Raw genomic sequence first — 24,683 nt, 5'->3', positions numbered from 1 at the left:
AGATATGAAAATACAAGAGGATGAAAGAATAGTACGTGCGTTGTCTAATGCCAAAATTGAAGCATTGAATGAAATGCAACAATCGGTATTGGATGCCGGTACAAGTAAGGACCTGGTACTGTTAAGTCCCACAGGTTCAGGTAAGACATTAGCGTTTTTGCTACCTTTATTGACATTGTTTACGAATGAAGATAAACAAATACAAGCACTAATCATTGCTCCTTCACGGGAATTAGCTTTGCAGATAGAAACTGTGTTCCGTTCGTTAGGCTCCGGATATAAAGTGAATTGTTGTTATGGCGGGCATCCGATACGGGTTGAGAAAAAAAGTCTGGAACATCCTCCCACGGTACTTATCGGTACGCCCGGACGAATTTTAGACCACATCGAACGCGGAAGCCTTAATTTAGATACGGTGAAAACGTTAATCCTGGATGAGTTCGATAAATCATTGGAGCTGGGTTTTCTTGCTGAAATGAAAGAGATATTAGGGCATCTTCCTAATGTACGCCGCCGGATTCTTACTTCGGCAACGGCAGCGGTTGATATACCTTCTTTTATTGGTATTACTTCTCCGGTGCGTTTATCTTTCTTGAAGGAAACGAAAGAAATAAAAAGATTGACGGTCCGTATAGTTAAATCTCCGATAAAGGATAAATTGGAGACTTTATATAAATTATTGGGAGAGTTAAATGGCGGCTCTGCGTTAGTTTTTTGTAACCTGCGTGGAGCAGTAGAAAGGGTAAGTAATTATCTTTCGGAAATGGGGGTGGAAAATGAATATTTTCACGGTGGAATGGAGCAATCTGAGCGTGAACGCGCCCTTTCTCTTTTCCGTAACGGCAGTACTACTGTGTTTATTTCGACAGACCTGGCAGCAAGGGGATTGGATATTCCGGAAGTGAAGAATGTAATACATTATCATTTACCTGTTAATGAAGAGGCTTATATCCACCGAAATGGACGTACGGCCCGAATGAATGCCGAAGGAAATGCATATATCATTTTGAATGAACAAGAAACGATACCCGAATATCTTATTCGTCAGCCGGATGAGTTTTATCTTCCGGAAAAGACAAAAAAGCCGGTTCTTTCCGAGTGGGTCACACTTACAATCAATAAAGGAAAACGTGATAAATTAAGTAAGAAGGATATCGTTGGCTTCCTTTTCCAAAAAGGAGGCTTGGAGAAAGACGAATTAGGTGTGGTTGAAGTTAAGGAGAGTTGTTCTTTTGCTGCAATAAAACGGAATAAACTATCTGTCTTGCTAGCCCGTATCCGTGATGAAAAGATAAAAAACATGAAAGCAAAATTCAATTGAAAAGATGAATATACTGATTAAGAATGCACAGCTGAATGGCTCGGAAATTGATATTTATATAGAAGGTAAGTATATAAAACAAATAGGAAAAGACTTCTCTGTACAAGCCGATAAAGTAATAGATGCCACAAAGAAAGCCGTTGTGCCCGGTTTTGTTAATGCACACACCCATGCGGCTATGACTCTTTTCCGTGGCTATGGGGATGATATGCCTTTAATGCCCTGGCTGGAGCAGAAGATTTGGCCGAATGAAGCAAAAATGACTCGTGAAGACGTATATTGGGGAGCAAAACTGGCATGTCTGGAGATGATAAAAAGCGGAACTACTACTTTTTTCGATATGTACCATAAGTTTCGTGGAACAGCTGATGCCGTGGAAGAGATGGGGATAAGAGCTGTGATTTCTGGCGTTTGTTTCGATCATTTTCAACCGGAACAGGCAGAAAAATGTAAATCAAATAATATAAAGTTATATTCGGAATTTGATGAATATAGCGACCGTATAAAATATGCTATAGGGCCGCATGCCATATATACAGTATCAGGAGAACTTTTACAATGGATCAATAAATTCTCTTCCGAACGGAATATATTAATCCATCTGCATCTGTCGGAAACGGAAGAGGAGGTAGAAAATTCAATTAAACATTTTGGTCTTTCTCCCGTACGTTATTTATATAAGCTGGGCGTTTTGTCTCCTCGTCTGGTTATTGCCCATGGTATCTATGTTGATAGAGATGAAATTCGCATGTTGGCCGACCATGGGGTAAAGGTTGTGCATAATCCTGCCTCTAATATGAAGTTAGCTTCGGGTATTCATTTTCAGTTCAAAGAAATGAAAGAGGCCGGTATTATGATTGGTTTAGGTACGGATGGTTGTTCTTCCTCTAATAATCTGGATATGGTAGAAGCTATGAAGTTGGCTTCTTTATTAGGTAAAGCCTGGCGAAAAAATCCCGAAGCACTTACTGCCGGTGAAATGTTGAAAGCGGCAACAGAGTCAGGTGCTTCTATTCTGGACATTAAAGCAGGGCGTATTGAAGAAGGTTATCTTGCGGATTTAAGCTTAGTAGATTTGAATATTCCTGCTTTTACTCCTAATTTTAATTTTGTATCCAATTTGGTATATGCGGCAAATGGCAGTTGTATAGATACAGTTATATGTAATGGTAAAGTACTAATGGAAAATAAAAAAGTTCCGGGAGAGGATGAGATTATGGAACGTGCTGCTCAAGTCGCTTATAATTTGATGACCAGATAATTTTAATGACAATAAATAAAGTAAGAAGAGCATGAATAAGATGAAAGATTTATACGATGAAACGGCTGATTATTTAGTTTCTCATATTTCAGGAAATCCTAAAACCGCGATTATATTGGGTAGTGGATTAGGTTCGTTGGCCGAACAAATAGAAGATGCTACAATAATTCCTTACAAAGAGATTCCTAATTTTATGAATTCTACGGCAACAGGACATAAAGGGAATCTTATTTGCGGAAAGTTGGGAGGGAAGACTGTTTTAGCTATGCAGGGCCGTTTTCACTATTATGAAGGATATTCGATGCAGCAGGTTACTTTTCCTGTTCGTGTAATGAAATTGCTGGGAATCGAAAACTTATTGGTTTCAAATGCTGCAGGTGGAATCAATAATACGTTTAAAGTAGGTGACTTGATGATTATCCGTGACCATATTAATATGATGCCCAATCCTTTGATCGGACCTAATAATGAAAAATTCGGGACGCGTTTTCCTGATATGACACGTGCTTATGACCGTGAATTTATCCGTTGTATGGAAGATATTGCCGCATCACATAGTATCTCTTTAAAGAAAGGCGTGTATGTAGGGTTGACAGGGCCTTCGTATGAAACGCCCTCAGAATATGCTTTTTATGGAAAAGTAGGAGGGGATGCCATCGGTATGAGTACCGTTCCTGAGGTAATAGTTGCACGTCATGCCGGCATACGGGTATTTGGTATGTCCGTAATCACCAATGAAGGCTACCATTTTGCCGATGATTTTGTAAATGACGGTGCCGATGTTATTAAAGCCGCAGATAAAGCCGCTTCGGTAATGAGTGTTTTGTTCAAAGATCTGATCGCTAGAATTTAGTTATTTAGAGCGGGCTAAAGAGGCAACTGGGGGGCATACGAAAAAAGTGTATTGATGTTTTGTGAAATTAAAAATTACCTCTATCTTTGCACCCGTTATCGCGGAAGTAGCTCAGTTGGTAGAGCATAACCTTGCCAAGGTTAGGGTCGCGGGTTCGAGTCCCGTCTTCCGCTCTCAGATAACAGAAGTGGAAGAGATCACTTCATTATGTAATGAATGCCCAGGTGGCGGAATTGGTAGACGCGCTCGTTTCAGGTGCGAGTGGTTTTGCGATCGTGCAGGTTCGAGTCCTGTTCTGGGCACCCTTATTTTTTATGCGCAGGTGGTGGAATTGGTAGACACGCTACTTTGAGGGGGTAGTGCCGGTTACGGCGTGTGAGTTCAAGTCTCATCCTGCGTACTTTGGATTGGCGAAAATCAAACTTGAAATATTATTCGAAAATTTAGCGTCCCAGTTGAAGGTCGTTATCCTTGTTGATGTTAATTTATTTTTTGCTATTATTGACTTTGCGCTGTATTATTTCGCTAAGCTTGTTAAGCTTCCCTTACATAATTTGCGATAATAGTTTGAGACTTCTTCTTTGCTAGCTGAATGTATATTTTTATATTCTCCAATGATAAATCTGATATAATATCATTTTTAAATGTATTTCTCTATTTTCTATAAAAATAAAGCATCAGAAAGTTACAATTATTATGATCCGTCTGAATCTAGAAGGTAGCTACATTGATATTGGCCATCTTTTTTCTTTGTTAATAATAAAGGATATTCGCTATCTATATATTGAGAGGAATGAAAACGACCAATCTTATCAATTAATACATTTTTTTTGTTTACATTTTCATATCCTATTTCTATTTTTAACAATTTTTCTGAAACTAAATTGGTAAAAATGAATAAGTATCTATCATTATCTTTATTCTTCAAAAAAAATGCATCTGCTTCCATTGTGCAAGCATGGCATCCTTTTCTAGGAATAATTACAATATAAGAATAATTAGATAATGCTGATGAAGCATAATATTTATCTATTTGTCCATTCAAATATGTTTGCAAATTATCAGATTGAGTAGAACAAGAATACATTGAGCACATTAATAGAAACAATAAAACTTTATTTTTCATTCTTTGTAACTTTTAATACTTTAAACTTCAAATAATCATCGTCTTCTGAAAAGACATTAATACAAAGCCCGTCGGAGGCAACAAATGAATTTATATACATATATTGGTCGTGTTCCAATTGATACTCACCAACCTTCTTGAAGTCTTTACTTAGGATTATTACAGCCAAATCTTTATGTTGGGTTGCAGCATCATTCAAATCATAATCTGTTTTAGGAAGTACAACTAACCGATAATATAAATTTCGATAAGTATCATATAAAATACTTGTATATTGATACTGTTCTAGGTAATTTCTCTGTGTGGCTGTTCGCGACGTCGGCACATATGGTTTTATATTAGTTTCTTCAGAATATCCTGCAAAAACAGAGGTATAGCTGTCTGTATTCATATTATATACCACAATACTGTCGCTTGCAGGAAACCCAGAAACGATTTCTTTTTTGTCATTTAGAGTATAAGGAACCTGTCTATATGCAAAAGTGTTCCATTCATCATTAATTTTATTTTTATTAGAATATACAGCGGGATATGGATTCTTAATATCCAGTTTGCTTACATTCAAATCATACAATATTGTTACTGCCGGAAACACTTCATCTGATATTACATCATTCATTCCTTGCAAAACTAATTTGTTATCTACTTTCCTAATTGGGACATTTGTTTGTGGAAAAGGAGAAACGGAATATAGTTGTTTAGCTATAGGATATAATAAATCTTGTAGATGCCTTTTTTCCTTCAGGTTTCCATCTGCATCTACCAGATATAGTTCTTTTTTCCACTCATTATATAACCATATAGAATCTTTAGATTGAAAATAAAAGCCCCTGATACCTCTTACTGCATTAGGCCCTTCTTTATGCAAATTAATTTTTAATTTTTCTTTCCCTGTTGTCCAATCAAATAAACAGATATTATTCATCGGAGAGTTAAAAATTGCCAAAGATGTATCTCCGAGTAATTGCATGTAGTTAACCGTTTGAGCTGTCATTGAATCCAATAGAAACATTTTTTCTCCCACCAATTCGATTGTATATTCATTTGCCCCTTTTCTGTAATAATTATTTCTTTCACCCATGCATGAATGAAAGATTATGATACTAAATATATATATATATAATTTTATTAATTTCATAATATTCTTTTAAAAGGAGAGGATCCCCTCTCCTTACTATTAATTTAAAAATTACCACTGCAACGCACTGCCCCGGAATCGCCAGTAGTTGTACATGAATCCCCAGAACCTCCATAGTTTGATGAACAATATCCTCCGTTACTTGAACCACTAGAAGATACTTCACATCCTGCAAGGGCTTCTACTTCAATGGAAGACCAACCTAACTTGATACTTGATTTTTGGCTAGTATAAACACCATATCCAGCAATTGCTGCAACTATTGCAACAAAAACAATCTTAATCATATTTTTCATATAAATTTTTGTTTTTTAGTAGATGATTCGTTTTTATTATTTATAACAAGTAAAATGCCTGTGTATTAAAGGTTGAATTTAAAAATTCTATAAAATTTTATTCTATGCCATCCTATCGTAATGGTAGAATATACTATTTATTTTAAATTTTCTATATCTTTGCCTAGCCTCCTTTCTTTAGTGGGATGTTTTTAGAGTTGTAATTTTATATTGTTTTATTTAGAAAAAGCCCCATGCATATTTATGTAAAAACTGTTTTTTAATTCTATAAAAATTTTATGTGTGAAAGTATCAAAAAACATCATAAACAAACATGTTATTACAATGACATTTCAATGACATCGAATAAAAGTCTTAAAAGGGGAACTTTTTTGCTTGAATATTTGTAAAAATCAAATAATAAATGGATCGTTATAGGAAAGGATCAATATTCATTTCCTTTCTCTTGCTATTATTAACTCTTTATTTAACTAGCTGATAATTGTTAATATTGAATTAATATTATGACATTTTTGTTTTTTAGCTTTAATATCTAAAGGTAAATATTTGATTCAGCTATTTGAAGTTTGAGTGAATGGACTTTTGTGTTATTTATATCTTCAATAGTTAAGTACTATATCAGCTAGGAAGGACTTTCAACTTCGATTATTTGCTGAGGGGATATAATTTATTAAAACTATAAAAATCAAAATTATAAAGATATATCCTTTTAACCCGTTCGTAATGTGCTGATTATTCAACTATTATGACTATGTGGTTATCATCCTCCGATATGTCGTGTAAATTGTCAACATTTATATTTTCAATAAAAGATGCAGCATCAACCAGCCCAAGCAACTGACCTTCTGAGGTGGCAGTTTGTAGTTCTCCGGCAAAATATCCATTTGCCGGCTTCTTAATCTGAAGCTTATCTGTCACTTTAACAGACTTGTCTTTTTTATTATAGATTCCCCAATAAGTCTTCGCATTCTGTAGGTTATAATAATTTATGTGGAATACAAAAAACAGTACGTTTTTTCCCTCTAATATATAGTCGATAAAAATCTTGTTCTGGCTTCCTTCAATATTGAACCTGTCTTCATATGCACAGTGCATATCCCCCAGATTAAAAACAAACCTAGGCTTCATTTTACTGTCCAGAACCTGATAGATTGTGTCATTGAATTGTTCTTTAAAATATATATTTTTACCAAAAGCCCATAAACATGGATTTTCGGTATAGTGGAAAAACATTCGGTTGCCTTTCAGTGAAAAGATCATACACCTGGTTGAAACCGGTATATTTCCGAATCCGGAAATGATTAATGGGGGTTGAGAAAACTCATCGGTAGAAATGGGTTCATCTTTATTCAAGAAATATTTTTCTATGTTTTTATTTTGAATATCATACATTAATATTTTATTATCAAGCTTATTAAACAGAGTTTGTTTGTAAATATATAGCTTGTTTTCCGCTGTGATTTGAGAAACTGTCGTTAATCGGGGAAAGTTCTCAGGCAGATTTATACTACCCAATGGATTTCCATTCACATCAAAACGTAAAACACTATTTCCTTCCGTTTGTACATAAATAATTTCAGATGTTTCATCTATCCAGAAAACGGGAATATTGTCTAGCAATGTATACTCATTTGCTCCTTGACCTATATTTCCAACCGTCCGAATATATTTACCAGTTTCTTTATCAAACATCTTTATGGGCTGCTGGAAAGATCCTACAAACAATTTATCTTTCAACATCCTGACATAAGCCCTTTTGCCTATCAAAGATTCATCTGTTGTTTCCAATGGAACGTAAGAGATATGATCACCTATATCCGTGACGGACAATTCGCCGGTATCAACGAATGCACGCTCTATATTAATCTGCTCATAGCTATTCTCATTATAATAAGAACAGGCCAAACTGGCTATTAATAATGTTAATGAAACAACTATTCTTTCTGAACTAATAATCTTCATATAGAGTTAAGTAATTTCTTGTTTTACAATAAGATGTTTAGAGCTTAAGTTTTCCAATAAACAGCACATTATCGTCATCTTCGGTGAGGCTGTTATTTAATTTTATCAGCTTATCCTTCATCTCTGGTGTCATTTTATCTGATTTTGATAACGCTTTTTCCAATTGCTCTTTAAGTTCGTAAGGATACATATTGGCAATACAATAACCTCTGTTAAAAGTTACATAGGAGGGCCATCGATATTTCCTAACATATCTCTCAACTTAATTTCCACTCGCTTTTTAAGATCATTGTTTGGCAATTTCCACAGCTTTTTCATAGGCTACATCTATACCTTGTTTTATACTTTTTATGGTTGGCTCTACAGTGTAGTTAATTTTCACTCCTGTCCGTTGAGTTGAGGTAAAATCCGGATAATAAATGCCTATTCCCGAATAAATAGTCTTAACCCCTCCTGGAAATTCAAAAGTAGTAATATTACCGTCTGAACCTGATGAAGAATTACCTACGGTTATTGTTTTGGGATTTACTTGCAAGGCCATTGTCGTATATTCCGAATAGCTTTCTGTCCATTCATTTATCAGAACAATTACTTTCCCTTTGTAATAATCTTTGTTACCTATACTTTCAGAAGTGGTTTTCTGATATCTGATCATACCGGGGAAACGTGCATCCGGATAGGTTCCGTATGCGAAGAATGAGTTTGGCGGGACAAACGAATTGGTTAAATATAATATCAAATCTGTACATGGATAACATCTTAAATCCAAAATAATTACAGAAGCCGATTGGATAGATTTATAGTTTCTATTATAATTATCCGCAGTCACCGAACGCAAATCCCAATAGGCAATACTATCGTTTATCCACTTATATAATTGCTTTTTTTCATTTTCCCTTTCTTTTTTTCTTTCAGCTTGAAACATTTCATATACTTGATAATTTTTTGATTTTACAAATAATGTGTCTTTGTTCCTTACAAGAGTAAAAAGTGTAGAAGAATCTCTTCGTGATAAAATAGCATTGCACAGAAATGATTGATTTGACCAATAGTTTCCTCCACAAACATATTGCCCTAAGCTATCGCTTAAAGTATGAATATCCTGACCATCTATTTCTATTACGATATCTCCCACTTTGAAATTATCTTTGTCATAGTGTGGTAACCTAATTTTACTAATAATGTATGTATTGTCAATAAGCATTAATCTAAAATTAGGTCTGTATGGGCCAAAAACTACTTTGTCTATTGTTGGTGGGTATGAAGCATGAGTATCCCGTAATCGATTGGTCAATCGATAAATTGCTTGATGGTATTTCTTTCGGGTATCTGCATTCTTAAAATCAGGAATGGATTCATATAAAACTTTATCCCAATTTTCATCCATATGATTCTTATAAACGTAGAAATAATTAATGAGATTCCAGTACCTGAACAGGCCTAACAGGCGTTTTTTCTCATCAGGAAATTCTGGATAATTAACTTCATTCATTAAACGAATATTTCCAGTACTCTTCTTATTGAATGCAAAATTATTTTTACCGGTATGCTTTATCCAAATAGTATTTAAGTCTGCTTTAATTTTATCGTACAAACAGAGTGTATCATTCATCCATAGGTTATCAAACAATACATAATCATTAATATTTGTGTATGTTTTTTCCCTGGTAGATGGATAATCTAATGCAGGAGAAATAAACATTTTCAGTATTGTTGAAAACTCTTTTTTATTTGTAGAACTAATTGCATGTGGTATAGCTACTATCAATAAACTGTCGATAACAGAATGGAGTAAAGGGTTTTCTCCATGGTATTTCACAAATCCCCATACTTTACATAAATAGAACAAGCGGGCTTGCTCATTAAATTCCTCCGGAAAGTATGGCTTTTGTGTTTTAAATTCTCTAAATATCGAATCGCGTGTTAGATCAATTGTAGCACTAAATTTATAGTGAATCTTATACATTCTAATACATCCCTCTATAGGTGCGTGAAGAATAATTATCAATAAAGCACAGATAGAGTAAAAGAAATACCTTTTTTTGAATTTTATTTTCATCATAATATTAGCATTACCATCTATTCGCATACATTAAATTCACGAGATAGCCTAATTGATTCTTTCTCAATATTCTATATTTGTTGTATTTTCTTTTTATCGAGTTTAGACAAAAGAAAATACAACAAAATATTTAATCACCAAAAGTAATCATAATTACTTTTTAGGGTTAACCTCTGCCATAGCACCAACACCATCCCCAATCGGATTTACTCACACAGTTTGGCCCATCATCATGCCCGATTGTCGGCATATCACAGTCACCTGCAGTGACTTGACAAAGACATGAAGCAACAGATTGTTCATGGCCACATGTTGCCGAAGTGGTACAACCTGTCCCACCTTGAACTCGACGCATTTCGTCATTTTGAAGCTTCGCAATCACTTCTTTTTTTAATCGTAACGTTTTCATTTCACTTTAATTTAATTTAACAAGAAAACTAATCGTACAAAAAATATTTCATAGGTATATTCTGTTGTTCTTAAGCTATTTAAGATAAAGATGACTTTTTTGATGATTATTTTTTTTTAAATAGCTGTCTTTTTCATGTTTTAAAGAAGCTAGAGTATTTAAATCTTGTATTTTGATGGTTTTAAATAGAATGTCATTGTAATAAGGCTTATTTTGTTTATCTTCATTCATATAAAATGAGAATTTTTGGTTTCTTTTATTTAATGTCAAATATCCCGTATGCAAAAGAAGTGTTTGACTAATGTGCCTATTCTCCAAATAAGGTACAGAATCAAAATGCAATTTATTCTCACTTAGTATTTGCATATGCCCCTTATTTCTAAACATTCTCCATCTAAACCATAATCCATTTTGAGATAATGGATGAGAATCTAACATATTTGTCCGATACGTTTCCATACTATCCCACAAATTTGCAATCCAAATTCCAGCTGTATCTACATCCGGGTTCTTCATCACTTCTCGCAAATCCACAAACCGATCGTCGAAACGTTCATCCGCATCTATGAAAATAAACCATTCTGCTTTGAAAAATGAAGCTATATCCAGTAACATATTCCGGTTCTGCTTGTCATTAAATTCGGTACGTACTTTCTTTGCTTTAATCAATAGTTTATCTGATTGGGCTATCCGGTAGGTATCATCTGTGCTATCATCGTCCAGCAGAATAATACCGTCACAATATTTTTCTACGCTTCGCAAACAATCAGTTATGCGTTCGGATTCATTGTATGTAGGGATTAATGCAATTAAAGGATATGATTTTTCAAAGATCTCATCTGATGATATATCAAATTGTTTTAAGGTTGAAAGATAATCCTGACATTGTTGTTTGGCAAATGGATGTTCTTTCCAGTCATATATTACCGTATCATAATCAGTTATTTTAAAAGACTTATTTATTTTTATATCTACAGGCAAAAGCATTTCCGATAATAACTCATTAGGGATTCGTGCCTGTTGTTTATTTTTTGAAACTGTTTGTTGAGAGGAATTCTCTCTTAGGTTCAGCTCTATTTCTGGGAATAGCAGCCGATGAATGCCTGCCAATTCCAGGCGTCTGCATATATTGTTGTTTTCTTCTTCCCATTCGGTATAATGTTCACTATATCCGCCTACCTTTTCAAAATATTCTTTTTTAGCCATGATATTTTCATAAGGAAGCAGTTTATCCATATACCGAACTTGACAAATAGCATAATGTTCCGGATAAGAATCTAACTTTTCTCGTAACTGATAGATCATATCCGTATAAAATTCCAGTTCCGGATTCATTATTAAAACATATTGTTTCGTTGCCTGCCGGATACCGGTGTTAAATGCTTTTGCCGGGTTCTGTTGCGAATGATATTGTGTATTGACTACTATCTTCCAATTAATGAAGGGATAAGTACGGATATAATCCAATAATTCTTCTTGTCCGGAAAGTTCACCGGCTACAATCACTACTTCAATACCGTTTCGTTCGTAGTATTTCGCATTAGTTAGGAATACACGTTTAAACTCATCCAATTGCTTATGGAATGGCATTACGATGCTTAAATCAAAATCCTGCAACTGTTTCATAAGGCAAAAAGAATTAGTTTCTCTTTCCACAACTCATACAGATTTGACCAAAGTATTCCAGCTTCCTCTTTATTATATCCGTTTCGTTCGGCTAATCCCTGTACAGACAAAGTTCCGTCACATTGTTTAAGCAGGTTGACCATTTCCATATCTATCTCACCAAAACACCCTTGTCCACGCATTAAATATTGTTTTCCGTTCGATTCTTCCACGGCAAATAAAGAAGATAAGCATGGTTTTAGTAAAAGGCGTTTGCTTCGACTTTTAATAGATACAGACAGGTTGATAATCCGTTCTGTTTTTTCCAAAACTTTTTTATCAAAATTACTTTTACCATAATCCGTCATTACTTTCTTTTGAATTTCCAAAGAAGCTTCTTCAGCATCAGACGCAAAATACTTCCGAATTTCTACTTCCAGCAAATCCAAAGGAACCATCTCCCTGAAACAAGCCCCCTTTCGGCCTCTAAAAGAAACAGATTGCAGATGATCATAATTGGCAGGTGTCACTATTCCTCCTAAACCGTAATCACCCAAAATAACACAGGGTTTACAAAGTGCCATGGCACGTATCGCATCGAATCCGGAGGCTACCACCAAATGGGCTTTTTTGTATATGGAAAGCCAGGAGGATCTTGGTACGATTGTTACAAAAGGAGGTAATGCTTTTTTCAAACATTGATATTCATCCGAAACGATAGTCAACAATGCATTCGTTTTCTGTAAAAAAGTCAATAATTTAAGATCGCTTTCCTGTATTGTATTTCCAGTCGGACAATAAACAATACGGCAAAACTCCGGCTGTTGTTCATAGAAGTAGTAATTTGAAACCTTCTCTACTGGATAATTAAGTCGGAGTTGGATCTCTTCCGGTATGCCAAAAGCCGATAATTCCACGTCTTTCATATTCAGTACCCCAAATAAATTTTTAAATGGAGCTATATAACCGTTCAAATTATTTGTGGCAGCAATAAAGAATACAGGGGATTTACTTAATCGGCTTAGATGTTCTTTATAATGTATAAAGCAAAGAGAATTCTGAACAATAACCAGATCATATGACTTCTCCTGTTGATAGCTTTGCTTTGAAAACAAATCTCCCAGCAAATGGAGTTGGCAACGGGCCGAAAGAAGCTTAACTAAATAAGCAGACAACTCTTTTGACCAAATATCCAATCCTGTATTCATTCCTACATATAATATGTATATCTGTTTCATGGCATATTATTAGGTTATGGTATAAAAATAGGTAAAGCCATCACAAATAAGCATATTATCTCGATGACATTTCAATGACATCGAATAGGAACTTTAAAAGTCATTATTTACACCTTATATTTCACTACTTTTATATCATATACTAACGATACTTTAGTGTTTTTCATAATCATTATTTTTTATATGGCCTGTTATTTAATTTCATCAGCTTATCCTTCATCTCTGGTGTCATTTTTTCTGGTTTTGAAAGCACTTTTTCCAATTGTTTCTTAAGCTCATAAGGATACATACGGCAATACAATGATAAATTCTATAAAAGAATAGGCTTGCTGTAAAATGGAATCTATCGCTTCCTGTATATATTGCTCTTCATTATATACAGGCAATATTATCGATATTCATATTTCTTCTTTCATCCCAAATCCTTGTATTTATTATATTATAGTCAATCAGAATTCGTTTGAGATTTTTTTTATATTACTTATAATCGCTCTGTTTGAATTTCAATACCATTAAAATAAACAAATCTTCATCTCCCATTTTGTCGAATGCATGTTTCAGGTTTCCACTCAATTTCCCGGCTTCATCCGCTTTCTCCAAATCTTCTTTCCATAAAACTCTGATTCCGGTATGAGGATTGGATGAACATTCGCCTATCCGCGTCATCATTTCAGCAGGTGTAACAATCAAAATTTGATCATTATAGTCTGGATTATACACTTCCACTTCATAATATTTTTCAGCCAACTTGTCGTACATATACCCTTGTTGTTCCATTCCTTTGCGAGCCTGAAAGTCATATTCTTTTTTTTGCGTGGAGAAGAACAAATAATGATCTGCTTCAATGAAACCATGCACCACAATTTGAGGTTCCATATCATGAATCGATGGTGTACGAACGAATACAGGTAGCAAACGTGAATCTGGCGTGTAAGCAAATATTGTGTCCGTACCATATTCTGTCAATAGAATATTGTCACCTTCCTTTATCGCATAAGAATTACTTAAAAAAACGTTCATCGTATTCTCATCTCCATAATCTTTTACAATTTGGCTGTCAAATTTTTTAGCCCTATAAATATCTATATCCTTTGTTTTTCCATCTTTTTTAGACAATAGATAAAATGGACAACTTTCAGACAGTTTATCGTGACAGACCAAGTATTCTTCATTATAATTATAAAATGCATCTATCGAACAGGGAATCTTTTCCCTGTTTCTTAAAGGCAATGTTCGTTTATATTTTCCAAACCGGTCATATACTTTCAGCACATTCGGAATGCTAAACACGAAAAGTTCATCCCGGTCTTCATCATATACCTGTAACCAATAATATGGAAGATATTCGGTTGGTCCTTGCCCCATCTTAGAAATTGAACTTTGTGGATTTCCCTGACGATCAAGAAAAACAAAATCTCCCCCAAAATAATTAAACATGACAAAATAGTGATCCGTCATATAAACAAAATTCGTATACAAGAAACTATCCTTTGCAACGGGTACAATATATTCAATTTCTGCAATATCGTGTATGTCTATTTTTTTTAATTCATACTTTTGGATAACATTAAAGGTTATAATATCCAAATTCTTTTGTTGTTTACCGCTATCACAAGCAAAACAAAAAGAGAAAAAAAATAGACAAAGTATATAGTTCTTCATATTTATTTAGTTTGAATTAATTGAACAAAAATCATACTTATTTGACGCTATTCCATAATTAGAAATTGCAGGACATAAATCCATAAATAAACAATTCGAACAAGTGGCTTTATTCCTTGTTTTAAACCAAAAAGAGTCACAATTACCCAATTCATTGTATCAACAAATAAATTACCTCGTGCACAGATATCCAATCTGGCATTCATTCCTACATATAAATTGTATATCTGTTTCATGGCATATTAGATTGTTGGGATATAATACAAAAATAAATAAAACAATCACAAATAGGCATATTATGATGATGATATTTCAATGACATCGAATAAAAGCTTTAGAAAGGGCGGCTTTGGCTTAAATAATTTGTGGAAATCAAAAAATGATCGTATTCCGTATTATCAGAATCATCGGGATCTTTTTCTAAAATCATCCCGATGATTTCAAAAAAAGATCCCGATGATTTAATTTAATGAAGATCATATTTGGGAGCAAATATACAATGAGACATATAAGATGGAGATAGAAGGAACTTTTTTTGAAACTATAATAGTTTGTATCGGAAAAAAGGGTCGTCATCCTGTATTGAAACCATTAATAATTCATTCTGTTCTTCATCTATATAAATATATCCCCATGATGTATCTGTAATGACTTATTAATGATTTTTGAGTTAAAGAAATGATGAAGATTTATTATCATTCGTTGCTAAATGATAAATAGCTTTCAAAATCTAATAATTAATCAAATTAATTTCGTATCTTTGTTACCTGAACAATCGAGTTTATATTGACTCCTTCTTAGCAATGCTTTGTTTCGCTATATAGGGCGAATCTTTTCATCGTCAAAATCGACATCAAAATCAACTTTCTTGTTTGAACAGGTTTGGCCTTCGTGGTTCTTACCTATACATAGTAGAAAAACAGATGTAATTTTACAAATAGGGTTTTCCGGTACTTTCTATTTTGTTCTATTATTCTGTTTCATTAGAAATTATTTATTATATCATGACTGTATTTACAGTCAGAAAATTTATGACATTTAAAGAATTAAACATTTCAGAGCCTATTTTGAAGGCTTTAGTAAATAAAAAGTATGTATCACCGACTTCTATCCAGGAACGCGTGATACCAATTGCCCTTAATGGGCGTGATTTGGTAGGCATTGCTCAAACAGGCACAGGTAAAACGGCTGCATTTGCAATACCAATTATTCAACAGCTTAGCCTGAAGGAAATTAAAAATAAAAGACGGGAAATAAAGGCATTAATCCTTACACCTACGCGCGAATTGGCTATCCAGATTGACGAGTGTTTCAGTGATTATGCCCGGTATACGAATTTACATCATACAGTGATATTTGGAGGTGTAAACCAAAAGACACAAGTGGAAAAATTAAAACAAGGCGTTGATATTTTGATTGCTACGCCGGGACGATTACTCGACTTGATTAGCCAGAATATTATATCACTTGCTTGTATTCAACATTTTGTTCTTGATGAAGCGGACCGGATGCTTGATATGGGATTTATACATGACATAAGGAAATTGTTGCCTATGTTGCCTAAAAAAAGACAGACTCTTTTCTTTTCGGCAACTATGCCGGCTGCAATTGCCAGTTTGTCGAAATCCATGTTGTACAATCCGGTAAGAGTGGAAGTTGCACCGGTTTCATCCGTTGTAGATACTATTGAACAGAGTTTGTATTTTGTGGAAAAACCACAGAAAAGTAAACTTCTTATCGATGTTTTGGGAAAGGAAGATGAAACAGCTGTTTTAGTCTTTTCGCGAACAAAGCATGGCGCGGACAAGATCGCGCGGATTTTGAACAAACAGGGTATAGGCTGTGAAGCTATTCACGGTAATAAAACCCAAGGGGCAAGACAACGTACGCTCGCCAATTTCAAATCCGGAAAAACACGGGTAATCATAGCTACTGATATCGCAGCAAGAGGTATTGATATTGCTAATTTGGGATTGGTAATTAATTATGATTTGCCGGATGTGGCAGAAACGTATGTACATCGGATTGGACGTACCGGACGTGCCGGTAATAGTGGGAGAGCTCTTACTTTCTGCTCACAAGAAGAGTATACAATGGTTAAAGATATTCAGAAACTTACCGGGAAGAAGTTAAATACAACGTTAGTTCCTGCGTAAAAAATAAAAACTATAAAATATATAATGCCTATGGCCGAATCGTTTAATAAAAGAGAACTACAGAAGAAGAGAGAACAAAAAAAGCAAGAAAAGCAAAAGCGTAAAGAAGAACGCAAAGCCAGCGGTCGTGATTCATTTGATGATATGATCGCTTATGTAGACGAGAATGGAGTTATTACCAATACTCCACCGGATCCTACTAATAAATTAGAAGTCGGAATCGAAAGTATCGCTATTTCTACTCCCAAAAAAGAAGATGTGGAAGATCCTGTATTGGAAGGTCGTGTGGACTATTTTAATCCGGATAAAGGGTTTGGTTTCATCAAACAAACTGATAACATGAATAAGTATTTCTTCCATATCAGTAGTGCTCCGACTCTTATTGCAGAAGGTAACATGGTGACTTTTGAATTGGAACGTGGCCCGAAAGGCATGAATGCTGTGAGAATTGCTGTTAAAAAGTGAATGAAAATAAATAGCTGGAAGATGGACTGTGAATTCATATAAAAAAGAGGATGCCGAAAAAGACATCCTCCTGATTTATCAGGGAAAGGGAGAGTAACAAAAACTCGGTTTTACCGTTATGTACTATATGAATTTGCTATTTATAAACAAAGACTCTTTCATTCAATGGCAGATATTCTTTTTTACCCGGTTGATTTGTTGGTTCACCAAACGGCATTTCTGCAATCAGTTTCCATTTAGGATTGATATTCCATTCTTTAGCGACTGCATCATCAATCAATGGATTATAATGTTGCAAAGAAGCTCCTAAGCCGGCATCTTCAAGCAAAGTCCAGATTGCGAATTGGTGCATTCCGGATGTCTGATATGACCAAATTGGAAAGTTATCTTTATAGCCGGGATAGGTTTTTTGCAGATTTTCTATGACAGACATATCTTCATAAAATAAAATTGTTCCATAACCGGAAGCGAATAAATTATTTATTTTTGCTTCTGTCGTTTTAAAAGCATCTTCGGGTAACTTTGCTTTTAAAATCTCTTTAGTGATATTCCATAGCTTTTTATGGTTTTCACCCAATAAAAGTACAACTCTTGTTGATTGTGAGTTGAATGCAGATGGAGTATGAGTAACGGCAAACTCAATAAGTTCCTTGATTGCATCGTCTGTTATTGGCGATTTATTTACAAACCCGTAATATGTTCTGCGACTTTTAATTGCTTCTTTAAAATTTCGTGCCATAATTCTTTTGTTTTTGTAGTTTTATATGTTTATATAGTAAAAACAAAGACTTTAGTTCATTTGTTTTGAAATTAAATGCTAGTTTTTTTCTGAATTTTCTATGATGAAATAGAATAAATTTATATCTTTGCACCCCGTAACGTGAAAGTCGTTACATGATTTATCTCCCAGTCTGTTCGTGATGCTAGTTCGGAAAAGGAGGTTTTGCGTGCATTTAAGGGGCAAAATATTTGCATGAATTGATTTTTATGTTTTACTTTGCGCCCTGATTGCGAGAGGTGTATTTATTTTTGAATCATTACATGTAATATAAAAAGAGATGTCTAAAATTTGTCAAATTACCGGAAAGAAAGCAATGGTTGGCAACAACGTTTCTCACTCTAAAAGAAGAACGAAACGTAAGTTTGAAGTTAACCTGTTTACTAAGAAGTTCTATTGGGTAGAACAAGATTGTTGGGTTAGCCTGAATATTTCAGCCGCAGGCTTGCGCACTATTAACAAACTTGGTTTGGATGCAGCAATTAAAATGGCAGCTGAAAAAGGTTATTTAAACGCTTAATTTGGAGGAACTGAAAAATGGCAAAGAAAGCAAAAGGTAACAGAGTTCAGGTTATTCTTGAATGTACCGAACATAAAGAAAGTGGTATGCCTGGTACTTCAAGATATATCACTACAAAGAATAGAAAGAATACAACTCAAAGATTGGAATTGATGAAATACAATCCTATCTTGAAAAAGATGACTTTACATAAAGAAATTAAGTAATAGGAGATTTTAAACGATGGCAAAAAAAGCAGTTGCAACATTTAAGAAAGGTGACGGCCGTACCTTTTCAAAGGTAATTAAAATGGTTAAGTCTCCAAAAACGGGTGCTTATATCTTCCAGGAAGAAATGATACCTAATGAAGCAGTAAAAGATTATTTCGCTAAATAATATAGTGAATAGCAAATAGAAAAAAGCTTCTTCTTTATTTTAAGGAGAAGCTTTTTTTTATGTCCAAACTTTTTAAGTATAGAGTGTGCCGAATGAAATATTTTCTTAATTTTGTTCGGTTATATGTAGTTATACTCTATTTTATTGTAGCTACGTATTTGTTCGGACAATAATAATAACATATATAATTTAAAAAGCTATGAGATTTGATGTATCCAGCACTGCGCTACTATCCCGTTTGCAATCTATAAGCAAAGTTATCGCATCCAAAAATTCTTTGCCTATATTAGATAGTTTTTTATTTAACCTGGAAGGTAACAAACTTACAATGACTGCTTCTGATGCAGAAACTCGTCTGGTTACTTCTGTGGAGGTAATGAACGTACAGGGAGGTGGACTATTTGCCGTATCGGCAAAAATTCTGCTAGATCCATTAAAAGAATTGCCTGAACAGCCGCTTACGTTTGATATTAATGATGACAATTTGGAAATATTTATTCATTTCCAGAATGGTAAGTATAATTTTATCGGACAAAAAGGCGATACTTATCCGCAGCAGAAACCATTAAATGAGAATGCTATTTCGGTATCTATGGATGCTCAAACGCTGTTGAATGGTATTAGCCGTTCTTTATTTGCTACGGCAGATGATGAACTTCGTCCGGTGATGAATGGTGTTTACTTTGATATCCATACGGATGATTTGACTTTTGTTGCTTCCGACGGACATAAATTGGTACGTTTGCGTAATCTATCCGTTAAATCACCGGAAAGAGCCTCTTTTATTTTACCCAAAAAGCCGGCTAATTTATTAAAAGGTTTATTGGCAAAAGAAGCAGAACCTGTTGCTATCCAATTTGATGACAACAATGCTTATATAAAATGCACGAATTTTGAAATGGTTTGTCGTCTTATAGAAGGACGCTATCCAAATTATAATAGTGTTATTCCTCAGGAAAATCCGTTTAAAGTAACCATTGATCGGGTGTCTTTCCTTAACGCATTAAAACGTGTATCCGTTTTTTCTAATCCGGCAAGCAGTTTAGTGAAACTTCAATTAAAAACCGGTGAAATGATCGTGTCTGCACAAGATATAGATTTTTCTACATCCGCCGAAGAAAAGATTGTTTGCCAATTTGACGGAACAGAATTGAATATTGGCTTTAAAGCAACATACCTGATTGAAATATTGAGTAATATAAATTCTGATGAAGTAATATTGGAATTAGCGGATCCTTCGCGTGCCGGTTTAATCATTCCTTCGGAAAATGAAGAAGAAGAAGACTTGCTGATGTTGTTGATGCCAATGATGTTGAATGATTAATAACAACAAAATGCAACTAAACCTGAGAAATCCTTTAGTTTTCTTTGATTTGGAAACTACAGGTATAAATATAGTAAAAGATCGCATCATCGAGATTTCTTATGTAAAAGTTTTTCCAAATGGCAAGGAAGAATCAAAAACGCGCAGAGTGAATCCCGGTATGCCGATTCCTCCGGAGTCAACGGCCATTCATGGTATTACAGATGAGGATGTTAAAGATTGTCCTACATTTAAAGAAATCGCAAAAACGTTGGCTGCGCAGATAGAAGGTTGCGATCTGGCAGGATATAATTCTAACCGTTTCGATATTCCTTTGTTAGCGGAAGAATTTCTTCGTGCCGAAGTGGATATTGATTTAAACAAGCGTAAATTTATTGATGTACAGACCATTTTTCATAAAATGGAACAACGCACTCTGTCTGCCGCCTATAAGTTTTATTGCAATAAAGATTTGGAAAATGCACATACTGCAGAGGCTGATACAATTGCTACCTATGAAGTGCTGAAAGCTCAATTAGACCGTTATCCTGATCTGAAAAATGATATCAATTATTTATCTCAGTTCTCAAGTTATAATAACAATGTGGATTTTGCCGGTCGAATGGTTTATAATGATAAAGGAGAAGAGGTAATCAATTTCGGTAAATATAAAGGGCGGTTAGTAGAGGATGTGTTGAAAACGGATCCGGGTTATTATGCGTGGATAATGAATGGGGACTTTCCGTTGAATACGAAAAAAATGCTTACTGAAATAAAATTGAGAGGCTTTAATTCAAAATAAAGAGATGAATAATTTCGAGTTTTGTAATCCTGTAAAGGTTGTATTCGGTAAAGGTACAATTGCACGTTTATCGGCTTTAATTCCTGCCAATAGTAAAGTTTTGATGGTATATGGCGGAGGAAGCATTAAAAAAAATGGAGTTTATACCCAGGTTATAGATGCTTTAAAAGGGTTTAGTGTCTATGAATTCTCCGGTATTGAAGCGAATCCGCATTACGAAACATGTATGAAAGCCGTGAATCTGGTTCGTACGGAAAATATTGATTTTTTATTGGCTGTTGGTGGCGGTTCGGTTATAGATGCAACTAAATTTATAGCTTCTGCTTCTTATTATGAGGGTGAACCTTGGGACATATTGGCAAAAGGAGGCGTGATAAAACAGGCATTGCCTTTAGGCGTTGTATTAACTTTATCGGCAACAGGTTCAGAGATGAATGAAAGGGCTGTCATTTCCCGTATTGAAACGCGGGAAAAGCTTAATTTTGCCAGTCCTCTTATCTTTCCTAAATTTGCCGTTTTAGACCCGGAAGTAACTTACTCATTACCGCCGCGTCAGGTTGCTAATGGTGTAGTAGACTCGTTTATACATGTAATAGAACAATACCTGACGTATCCTGTAAATGCAAAAGTGCAGGACTATTTTGCGGAAGGATTGATGGAAACGATTGTAGAGGAAGGACGTAAGGTTTTACAAAATCCTGATGATTATGATATACGTGCCAATTTGATGTGGGCTGCAACCAATGCCTTGAATTGTTGGATAGGACAAGGTGTTCCCCAAGACTGGTCTTCTCATCGTATGGGATATGCCTTAACCGCTCAGTTCGGACTGGATCATGCACAGACATTGGCCGTTATTTTACCGGGTGTAATGACATATATGTGCAAAGAAAAGCAAGCAAAGATTCTTCGCATGGGAGAAGTTGTTTTTGGCGTTACCGAAGGTACTACGGAAGAACGTGTACGGAAATCAATCCAAGCTTGCGAAGATTTTTTCCTTTATATGGGATTGAAAACCCGTTTAAGTGAATACGGCATTAAAGAATCCGATTTAGATTTATTGGTAGAACCAATGAAGCGTATGGGATGGAAATTAGGAGAACATGGTAATATAGATTACGAAGTAGCTCGAAAAATTCTGGCTATGCGTCTATAATAAAATTTAGTTCCATTCGGAAGAAACTTAAATTTCTCTCGAATGGAATTTCTTTTTCTTCCGAATGGAATTAAAAACAGGTGATAAAAATATGCTGAAAGGTAAACATATCATATTAGGGATTACAGGAAGTATTGCTGCGTATAAAGCTGCCTATATTATTCGTGCATTGGTGAAAAAAGGGGCGGAGGTACAGGTCGTTATTACCCCGGCAGGGAAAGAATTCATAACGCCTGTTACACTTTCTGCTTTAAGCAGTAATCCGGTAATAAGTGAATTTTTTTCCAATCGTGATGGTTCGTGGCACAGCCATGTTGATTTGGGATTGTGGGCTGATGCTATGCTGATAGCTCCTGCAACTGCTGCTACCATAGGAAAGATGGCAAACGGAATAGCTGATAATATGCTCATTACTACATATCTTTCATGTAAAGCTCCGGTATTTGTGGCTCCCGCAATGGACTTGGATATGTTTGCTCATCCAACTACTCAAGAGAATTTAAAGAAATTACGTTCGTTCGGTAATTATATTATAGAGCCGGCAGAAGGCGAACTTGCCAGTCATTTGGTAGGCAAAGGCCGTATGGAAGAGCCCGATAAGATTATTGAGGTTTTAGATGCTTTTTTTACTACCGAAAAGGAGCTTGAAAAAAAAAAGATCTTAATAACTGCGGGTCCCACATATGAAAAGATAGATCCTGTACGTTTTATAGGTAATTATTCTTCCGGTAAAATGGGTTTTGCTTTGGCAGAGGCATGTGCACGGAGAGGGGCAGAAGTGGTGTTAGTAGCCGGTCCCGTATCTTTGAATGTATATCATCCGGATATTAAAAGGATAGATGTAGAGTCGGCAGAAGAAATGTATCATGTGGCTATGCAAGAATTTCCCGGTTCGGATGTTGCGATTTTATCTGCGGCTGTAGCGGATTATCGTCCGGAGTCTCAGGAAACGGAAAAGATAAAACGGGAGACAAAAGGGGATATGCAACTTCATTTAGTTCCGAACAAAGATATTGCTGCCTCTTTGGGTGCAATAAAGAAAGAAGATCAGATTTTGGTTGGATTTGCTTTGGAAACAAATAATGAAACTTCGCATGCTGAGAATAAATTGAAGCGAAAAAACTTCGATTTTATTGTTTTGAATTCTTTGAGAAATCAAGGTGCCGGTTTTCGTTGTGATACTAATAAAATTGCCATTATCGATAAGTTTGGAGAGATGCTTGAGTACCCTCTGAAAAGCAAACAGGATGTTGCAGAAGATATTGTAAATAAGCTGGTAACTTTAATAAAATGAGAATGATCAGGAAACTGTTATATGTTTTTCTTTTAACTGCTTTTGCTATAACCGGTAAAGCTCAGGAACTGAATGCCCGTGTTACTATAAATAGCGACAAGATACAAGGTTCTAATAAGGATGTGTTTACTACTTTGCAAAGTGCGTTGACTGAATTTATAAATAATAAGAAATGGACAGATGCCACTTTTGCTGTAAATGAGAGAATAGATTGTAGTTTTACTATTATTCTTAGTGAAGCCTCAGAGAATAGTTTTAAAGGCGAGATACAAGTGCAGGCGCGCCGTCCGGTTTATAATTCCAGTTATACTACGACGTTGTTGAATTTCCGGGATAAACAATTGGATTTTGAATATACCCAGTTTGAGCCTTTGGAATATACAGAGAATACGATAAACAGTAATTTAATAGCTACTGTTGTATTTTATATTTATACAATCATAGGACTGGATTTTGACAGTTTTTCTCCACAGGGCGGTAGTGCATTTTATCAACAAGCACAACAAATTGTAAATCTGGCCCAATCACAAGGTACATGGACCGGATGGAAAGCATTTGACAGCAATCAAAACAGACATGCTGTATCTACGGCATTGACTGATAATACGTCAGGGCTTTTCAGCGATATGTGGTATTCTTATCATAGAAAAGGACTCGATGAAATGGCAGCAAACCCAGATCGTGGACGTGCTACTATTATTTCGGTATTGCCAACATTGGAACAGATTAGAAGTACTCGTCCTACATCTGTTTTACTTCAGATTTTTTCGGATGCTAAACTCGATGAAGTGATAAGTATCTACTCCAAAGCAACAACCCAGGAGAAACAAGAAGGATTAAAACTGCTTTCTAATATTTATCCTACAGAAACGACTCGTTTGGAATCGCTTAAAAAGTAAAT

The 24,683-nt window shown here is 35.1% G+C and carries 24 protein-coding genes and 3 tRNA genes; 16 read left to right on the top strand and 11 right to left on the bottom strand.

Annotation, left to right across the window (positions count from 1 at the left end; genetic code table 11):
- The first annotated feature begins 4 nt into the window (after positions 1-4).
- The 6 genes from C1721_RS14310 (at position 5) to C1721_RS14285 (ending at position 3,835) form a co-directional block, all read left to right on the top strand.
- Positions 5-1,321, top strand: coding sequence for a DEAD/DEAH box helicase (locus C1721_RS14310; protein ID WP_199830412.1), 1,317 nt, complete (start codon positions 5-7; stop codon positions 1,319-1,321).
- A 4-nt stretch (positions 1,322-1,325) separates the two neighbouring features.
- The gene (locus C1721_RS14305) at positions 1,326-2,582 is read left to right on the top strand and encodes an amidohydrolase (RefSeq protein WP_102408880.1); all 1,257 of its coding nucleotides are present in this window, start codon (positions 1,326-1,328) and stop codon (positions 2,580-2,582) included.
- Between the two features lie 40 nt (positions 2,583-2,622).
- Entirely contained in the window at positions 2,623-3,435 is an 813-nt protein-coding gene (locus tag C1721_RS14300; RefSeq protein ID WP_420872737.1) for a purine nucleoside phosphorylase I, inosine and guanosine-specific, read from the top strand.
- Between the two features lie 100 nt (positions 3,436-3,535).
- Positions 3,536-3,608, top strand: a tRNA-Gly gene (locus C1721_RS14295).
- Between the two features lie 45 nt (positions 3,609-3,653).
- A tRNA-Leu gene (locus C1721_RS14290) sits at positions 3,654-3,737 on the top strand.
- A 14-nt stretch (positions 3,738-3,751) separates the two neighbouring features.
- A tRNA-Leu gene (locus C1721_RS14285) sits at positions 3,752-3,835 on the top strand.
- A gap of 294 nt (positions 3,836-4,129) precedes the next feature.
- On the opposite strand, the gene C1721_RS14280 is transcribed toward C1721_RS14285, so the two are convergent.
- The 10 genes from C1721_RS14280 to C1721_RS14240 all read right to left on the bottom strand — a co-directional run bounded on the left by C1721_RS14280 (position 4,130) and on the right by C1721_RS14240 (position 14,933).
- Positions 4,130-4,561, bottom strand: a complete 432-nt coding sequence (locus tag C1721_RS14280) for a hypothetical protein (protein WP_102408878.1) — start codon at positions 4,559-4,561, stop codon at positions 4,130-4,132.
- Entirely contained in the window at positions 4,551-5,642 is a 1,092-nt protein-coding gene (locus C1721_RS14275; protein WP_118318392.1) for a DUF4221 family protein, read from the bottom strand. Before C1721_RS14275 ends, C1721_RS14280 begins: the two co-directional genes overlap by 11 nt.
- A gap of 101 nt (positions 5,643-5,743) precedes the next feature.
- Positions 5,744-5,995: an NVEALA domain-containing protein gene (locus C1721_RS14270; protein ID WP_102408876.1), complete on the bottom strand. Its 252-nt coding sequence runs from the start codon at positions 5,993-5,995 to the stop codon at positions 5,744-5,746.
- A gap of 732 nt (positions 5,996-6,727) precedes the next feature.
- Positions 6,728-7,957 carry a 6-bladed beta-propeller gene (locus C1721_RS14265; RefSeq protein ID WP_102408875.1) on the bottom strand — a complete coding sequence of 410 codons (1,230 nt, stop codon included), beginning with the start codon at positions 7,955-7,957 and terminating at the stop codon, positions 6,728-6,730.
- 286 nt (positions 7,958-8,243) lie between these two features.
- Positions 8,244-10,019 (bottom strand): S41 family peptidase, encoded by a 1,776-nt coding sequence (locus tag C1721_RS14260; RefSeq protein ID WP_234347489.1) that lies wholly within the window; start codon positions 10,017-10,019, stop codon positions 8,244-8,246.
- Positions 10,020-10,185: 166 nt separating this feature from the next.
- Entirely contained in the window at positions 10,186-10,428 is a 243-nt protein-coding gene (locus tag C1721_RS16540) for a class I lanthipeptide (RefSeq protein ID WP_143813340.1), read from the bottom strand.
- Between the two features lie 75 nt (positions 10,429-10,503).
- A complete protein-coding gene (locus C1721_RS14255) occupies positions 10,504-12,054 on the bottom strand; it encodes a glycosyltransferase family 2 protein (protein ID WP_102408874.1) in 1,551 nt (516 codons plus the stop codon).
- The gene (locus C1721_RS14250) at positions 12,051-13,271 is read right to left on the bottom strand and encodes a hypothetical protein (protein WP_102408873.1); all 1,221 of its coding nucleotides are present in this window, start codon (positions 13,269-13,271) and stop codon (positions 12,051-12,053) included. Before C1721_RS14250 ends, C1721_RS14255 begins: the two co-directional genes overlap by 4 nt.
- A 275-nt stretch (positions 13,272-13,546) precedes the next feature.
- Entirely contained in the window at positions 13,547-13,657 is a 111-nt protein-coding gene (locus C1721_RS14245; protein ID WP_234347484.1) for a glycosyltransferase, read from the bottom strand.
- A gap of 91 nt (positions 13,658-13,748) precedes the next feature.
- Positions 13,749-14,933, bottom strand: coding sequence for a hypothetical protein (locus tag C1721_RS14240; RefSeq protein ID WP_102408871.1), 1,185 nt, complete (start codon positions 14,931-14,933; stop codon positions 13,749-13,751).
- A gap of 1,031 nt (positions 14,934-15,964) precedes the next feature.
- On the opposite strand from C1721_RS14240, the gene C1721_RS14230 reads away from it, so the two are divergent.
- Both C1721_RS14230 and C1721_RS14225 read left to right on the top strand, forming a co-directional pair.
- A complete protein-coding gene (locus tag C1721_RS14230; protein ID WP_102409518.1) occupies positions 15,965-17,089 on the top strand; it encodes a DEAD/DEAH box helicase in 1,125 nt (374 codons plus the stop codon).
- A 24-nt stretch (positions 17,090-17,113) separates the two neighbouring features.
- Complete coding sequence (locus tag C1721_RS14225) at positions 17,114-17,554, top strand: cold-shock protein (protein WP_199830411.1); 441 nt, start codon at positions 17,114-17,116, stop codon at positions 17,552-17,554.
- Between the two features lie 136 nt (positions 17,555-17,690).
- On the opposite strand, the gene C1721_RS14220 is transcribed toward C1721_RS14225, so the two are convergent.
- Positions 17,691-18,293: a nitroreductase family protein gene (locus tag C1721_RS14220; protein ID WP_102408869.1), complete on the bottom strand. Its 603-nt coding sequence runs from the start codon at positions 18,291-18,293 to the stop codon at positions 17,691-17,693.
- A gap of 319 nt (positions 18,294-18,612) precedes the next feature.
- Between C1721_RS14220 and rpmB the strand changes: the two genes are divergently transcribed.
- The 8 genes from rpmB (at position 18,613) to porD (ending at position 24,681) form a co-directional block, all read left to right on the top strand.
- On the top strand, positions 18,613-18,852 hold the full coding sequence (rpmB, locus tag C1721_RS14215; RefSeq protein ID WP_102408868.1) for a 50S ribosomal protein L28: 240 nt from the start codon (positions 18,613-18,615) through the stop codon (positions 18,850-18,852).
- Between the two features lie 17 nt (positions 18,853-18,869).
- Positions 18,870-19,058 (top strand): 50S ribosomal protein L33, encoded by a 189-nt coding sequence (rpmG, locus tag C1721_RS14210; protein ID WP_005642977.1) that lies wholly within the window; start codon positions 18,870-18,872, stop codon positions 19,056-19,058.
- A gap of 16 nt (positions 19,059-19,074) precedes the next feature.
- On the top strand, positions 19,075-19,227 hold the full coding sequence (locus C1721_RS14205) for a DUF4295 domain-containing protein (RefSeq protein WP_099465773.1): 153 nt from the start codon (positions 19,075-19,077) through the stop codon (positions 19,225-19,227).
- Between the two features lie 199 nt (positions 19,228-19,426).
- A complete protein-coding gene (gene dnaN, locus C1721_RS14200; RefSeq protein WP_102408867.1) occupies positions 19,427-20,551 on the top strand; it encodes a DNA polymerase III subunit beta in 1,125 nt (374 codons plus the stop codon).
- A gap of 10 nt (positions 20,552-20,561) precedes the next feature.
- Complete coding sequence (locus C1721_RS14195) at positions 20,562-21,332, top strand: 3'-5' exonuclease (protein ID WP_102409514.1); 771 nt, start codon at positions 20,562-20,564, stop codon at positions 21,330-21,332.
- 4 nt (positions 21,333-21,336) lie between these two features.
- A complete protein-coding gene (locus tag C1721_RS14190) occupies positions 21,337-22,488 on the top strand; it encodes an iron-containing alcohol dehydrogenase (protein WP_102408866.1) in 1,152 nt (383 codons plus the stop codon).
- A gap of 91 nt (positions 22,489-22,579) precedes the next feature.
- Positions 22,580-23,782: a bifunctional phosphopantothenoylcysteine decarboxylase/phosphopantothenate--cysteine ligase CoaBC gene (gene coaBC / locus C1721_RS14185; protein WP_102409512.1), complete on the top strand. Its 1,203-nt coding sequence runs from the start codon at positions 22,580-22,582 to the stop codon at positions 23,780-23,782.
- Positions 23,779-24,681 carry a type IX secretion system protein PorD gene (gene porD, locus C1721_RS14180; RefSeq protein WP_102408865.1) on the top strand — a complete coding sequence of 301 codons (903 nt, stop codon included), beginning with the start codon at positions 23,779-23,781 and terminating at the stop codon, positions 24,679-24,681. The genes coaBC and porD overlap by 4 nt, the downstream gene beginning before the upstream one ends.
- Positions 24,682-24,683: the final 2 nt, after the last annotated feature.

This window comes from Parabacteroides bouchesdurhonensis (genome assembly GCF_900186615.1).
GTDB classification, from domain to species: domain Bacteria; phylum Bacteroidota; class Bacteroidia; order Bacteroidales; family Tannerellaceae; genus Parabacteroides; species Parabacteroides bouchesdurhonensis.
The sequence above is the reverse complement of the archived record's forward strand: the minus strand, read 5'-3'. Positions and strand labels throughout refer to the sequence as shown.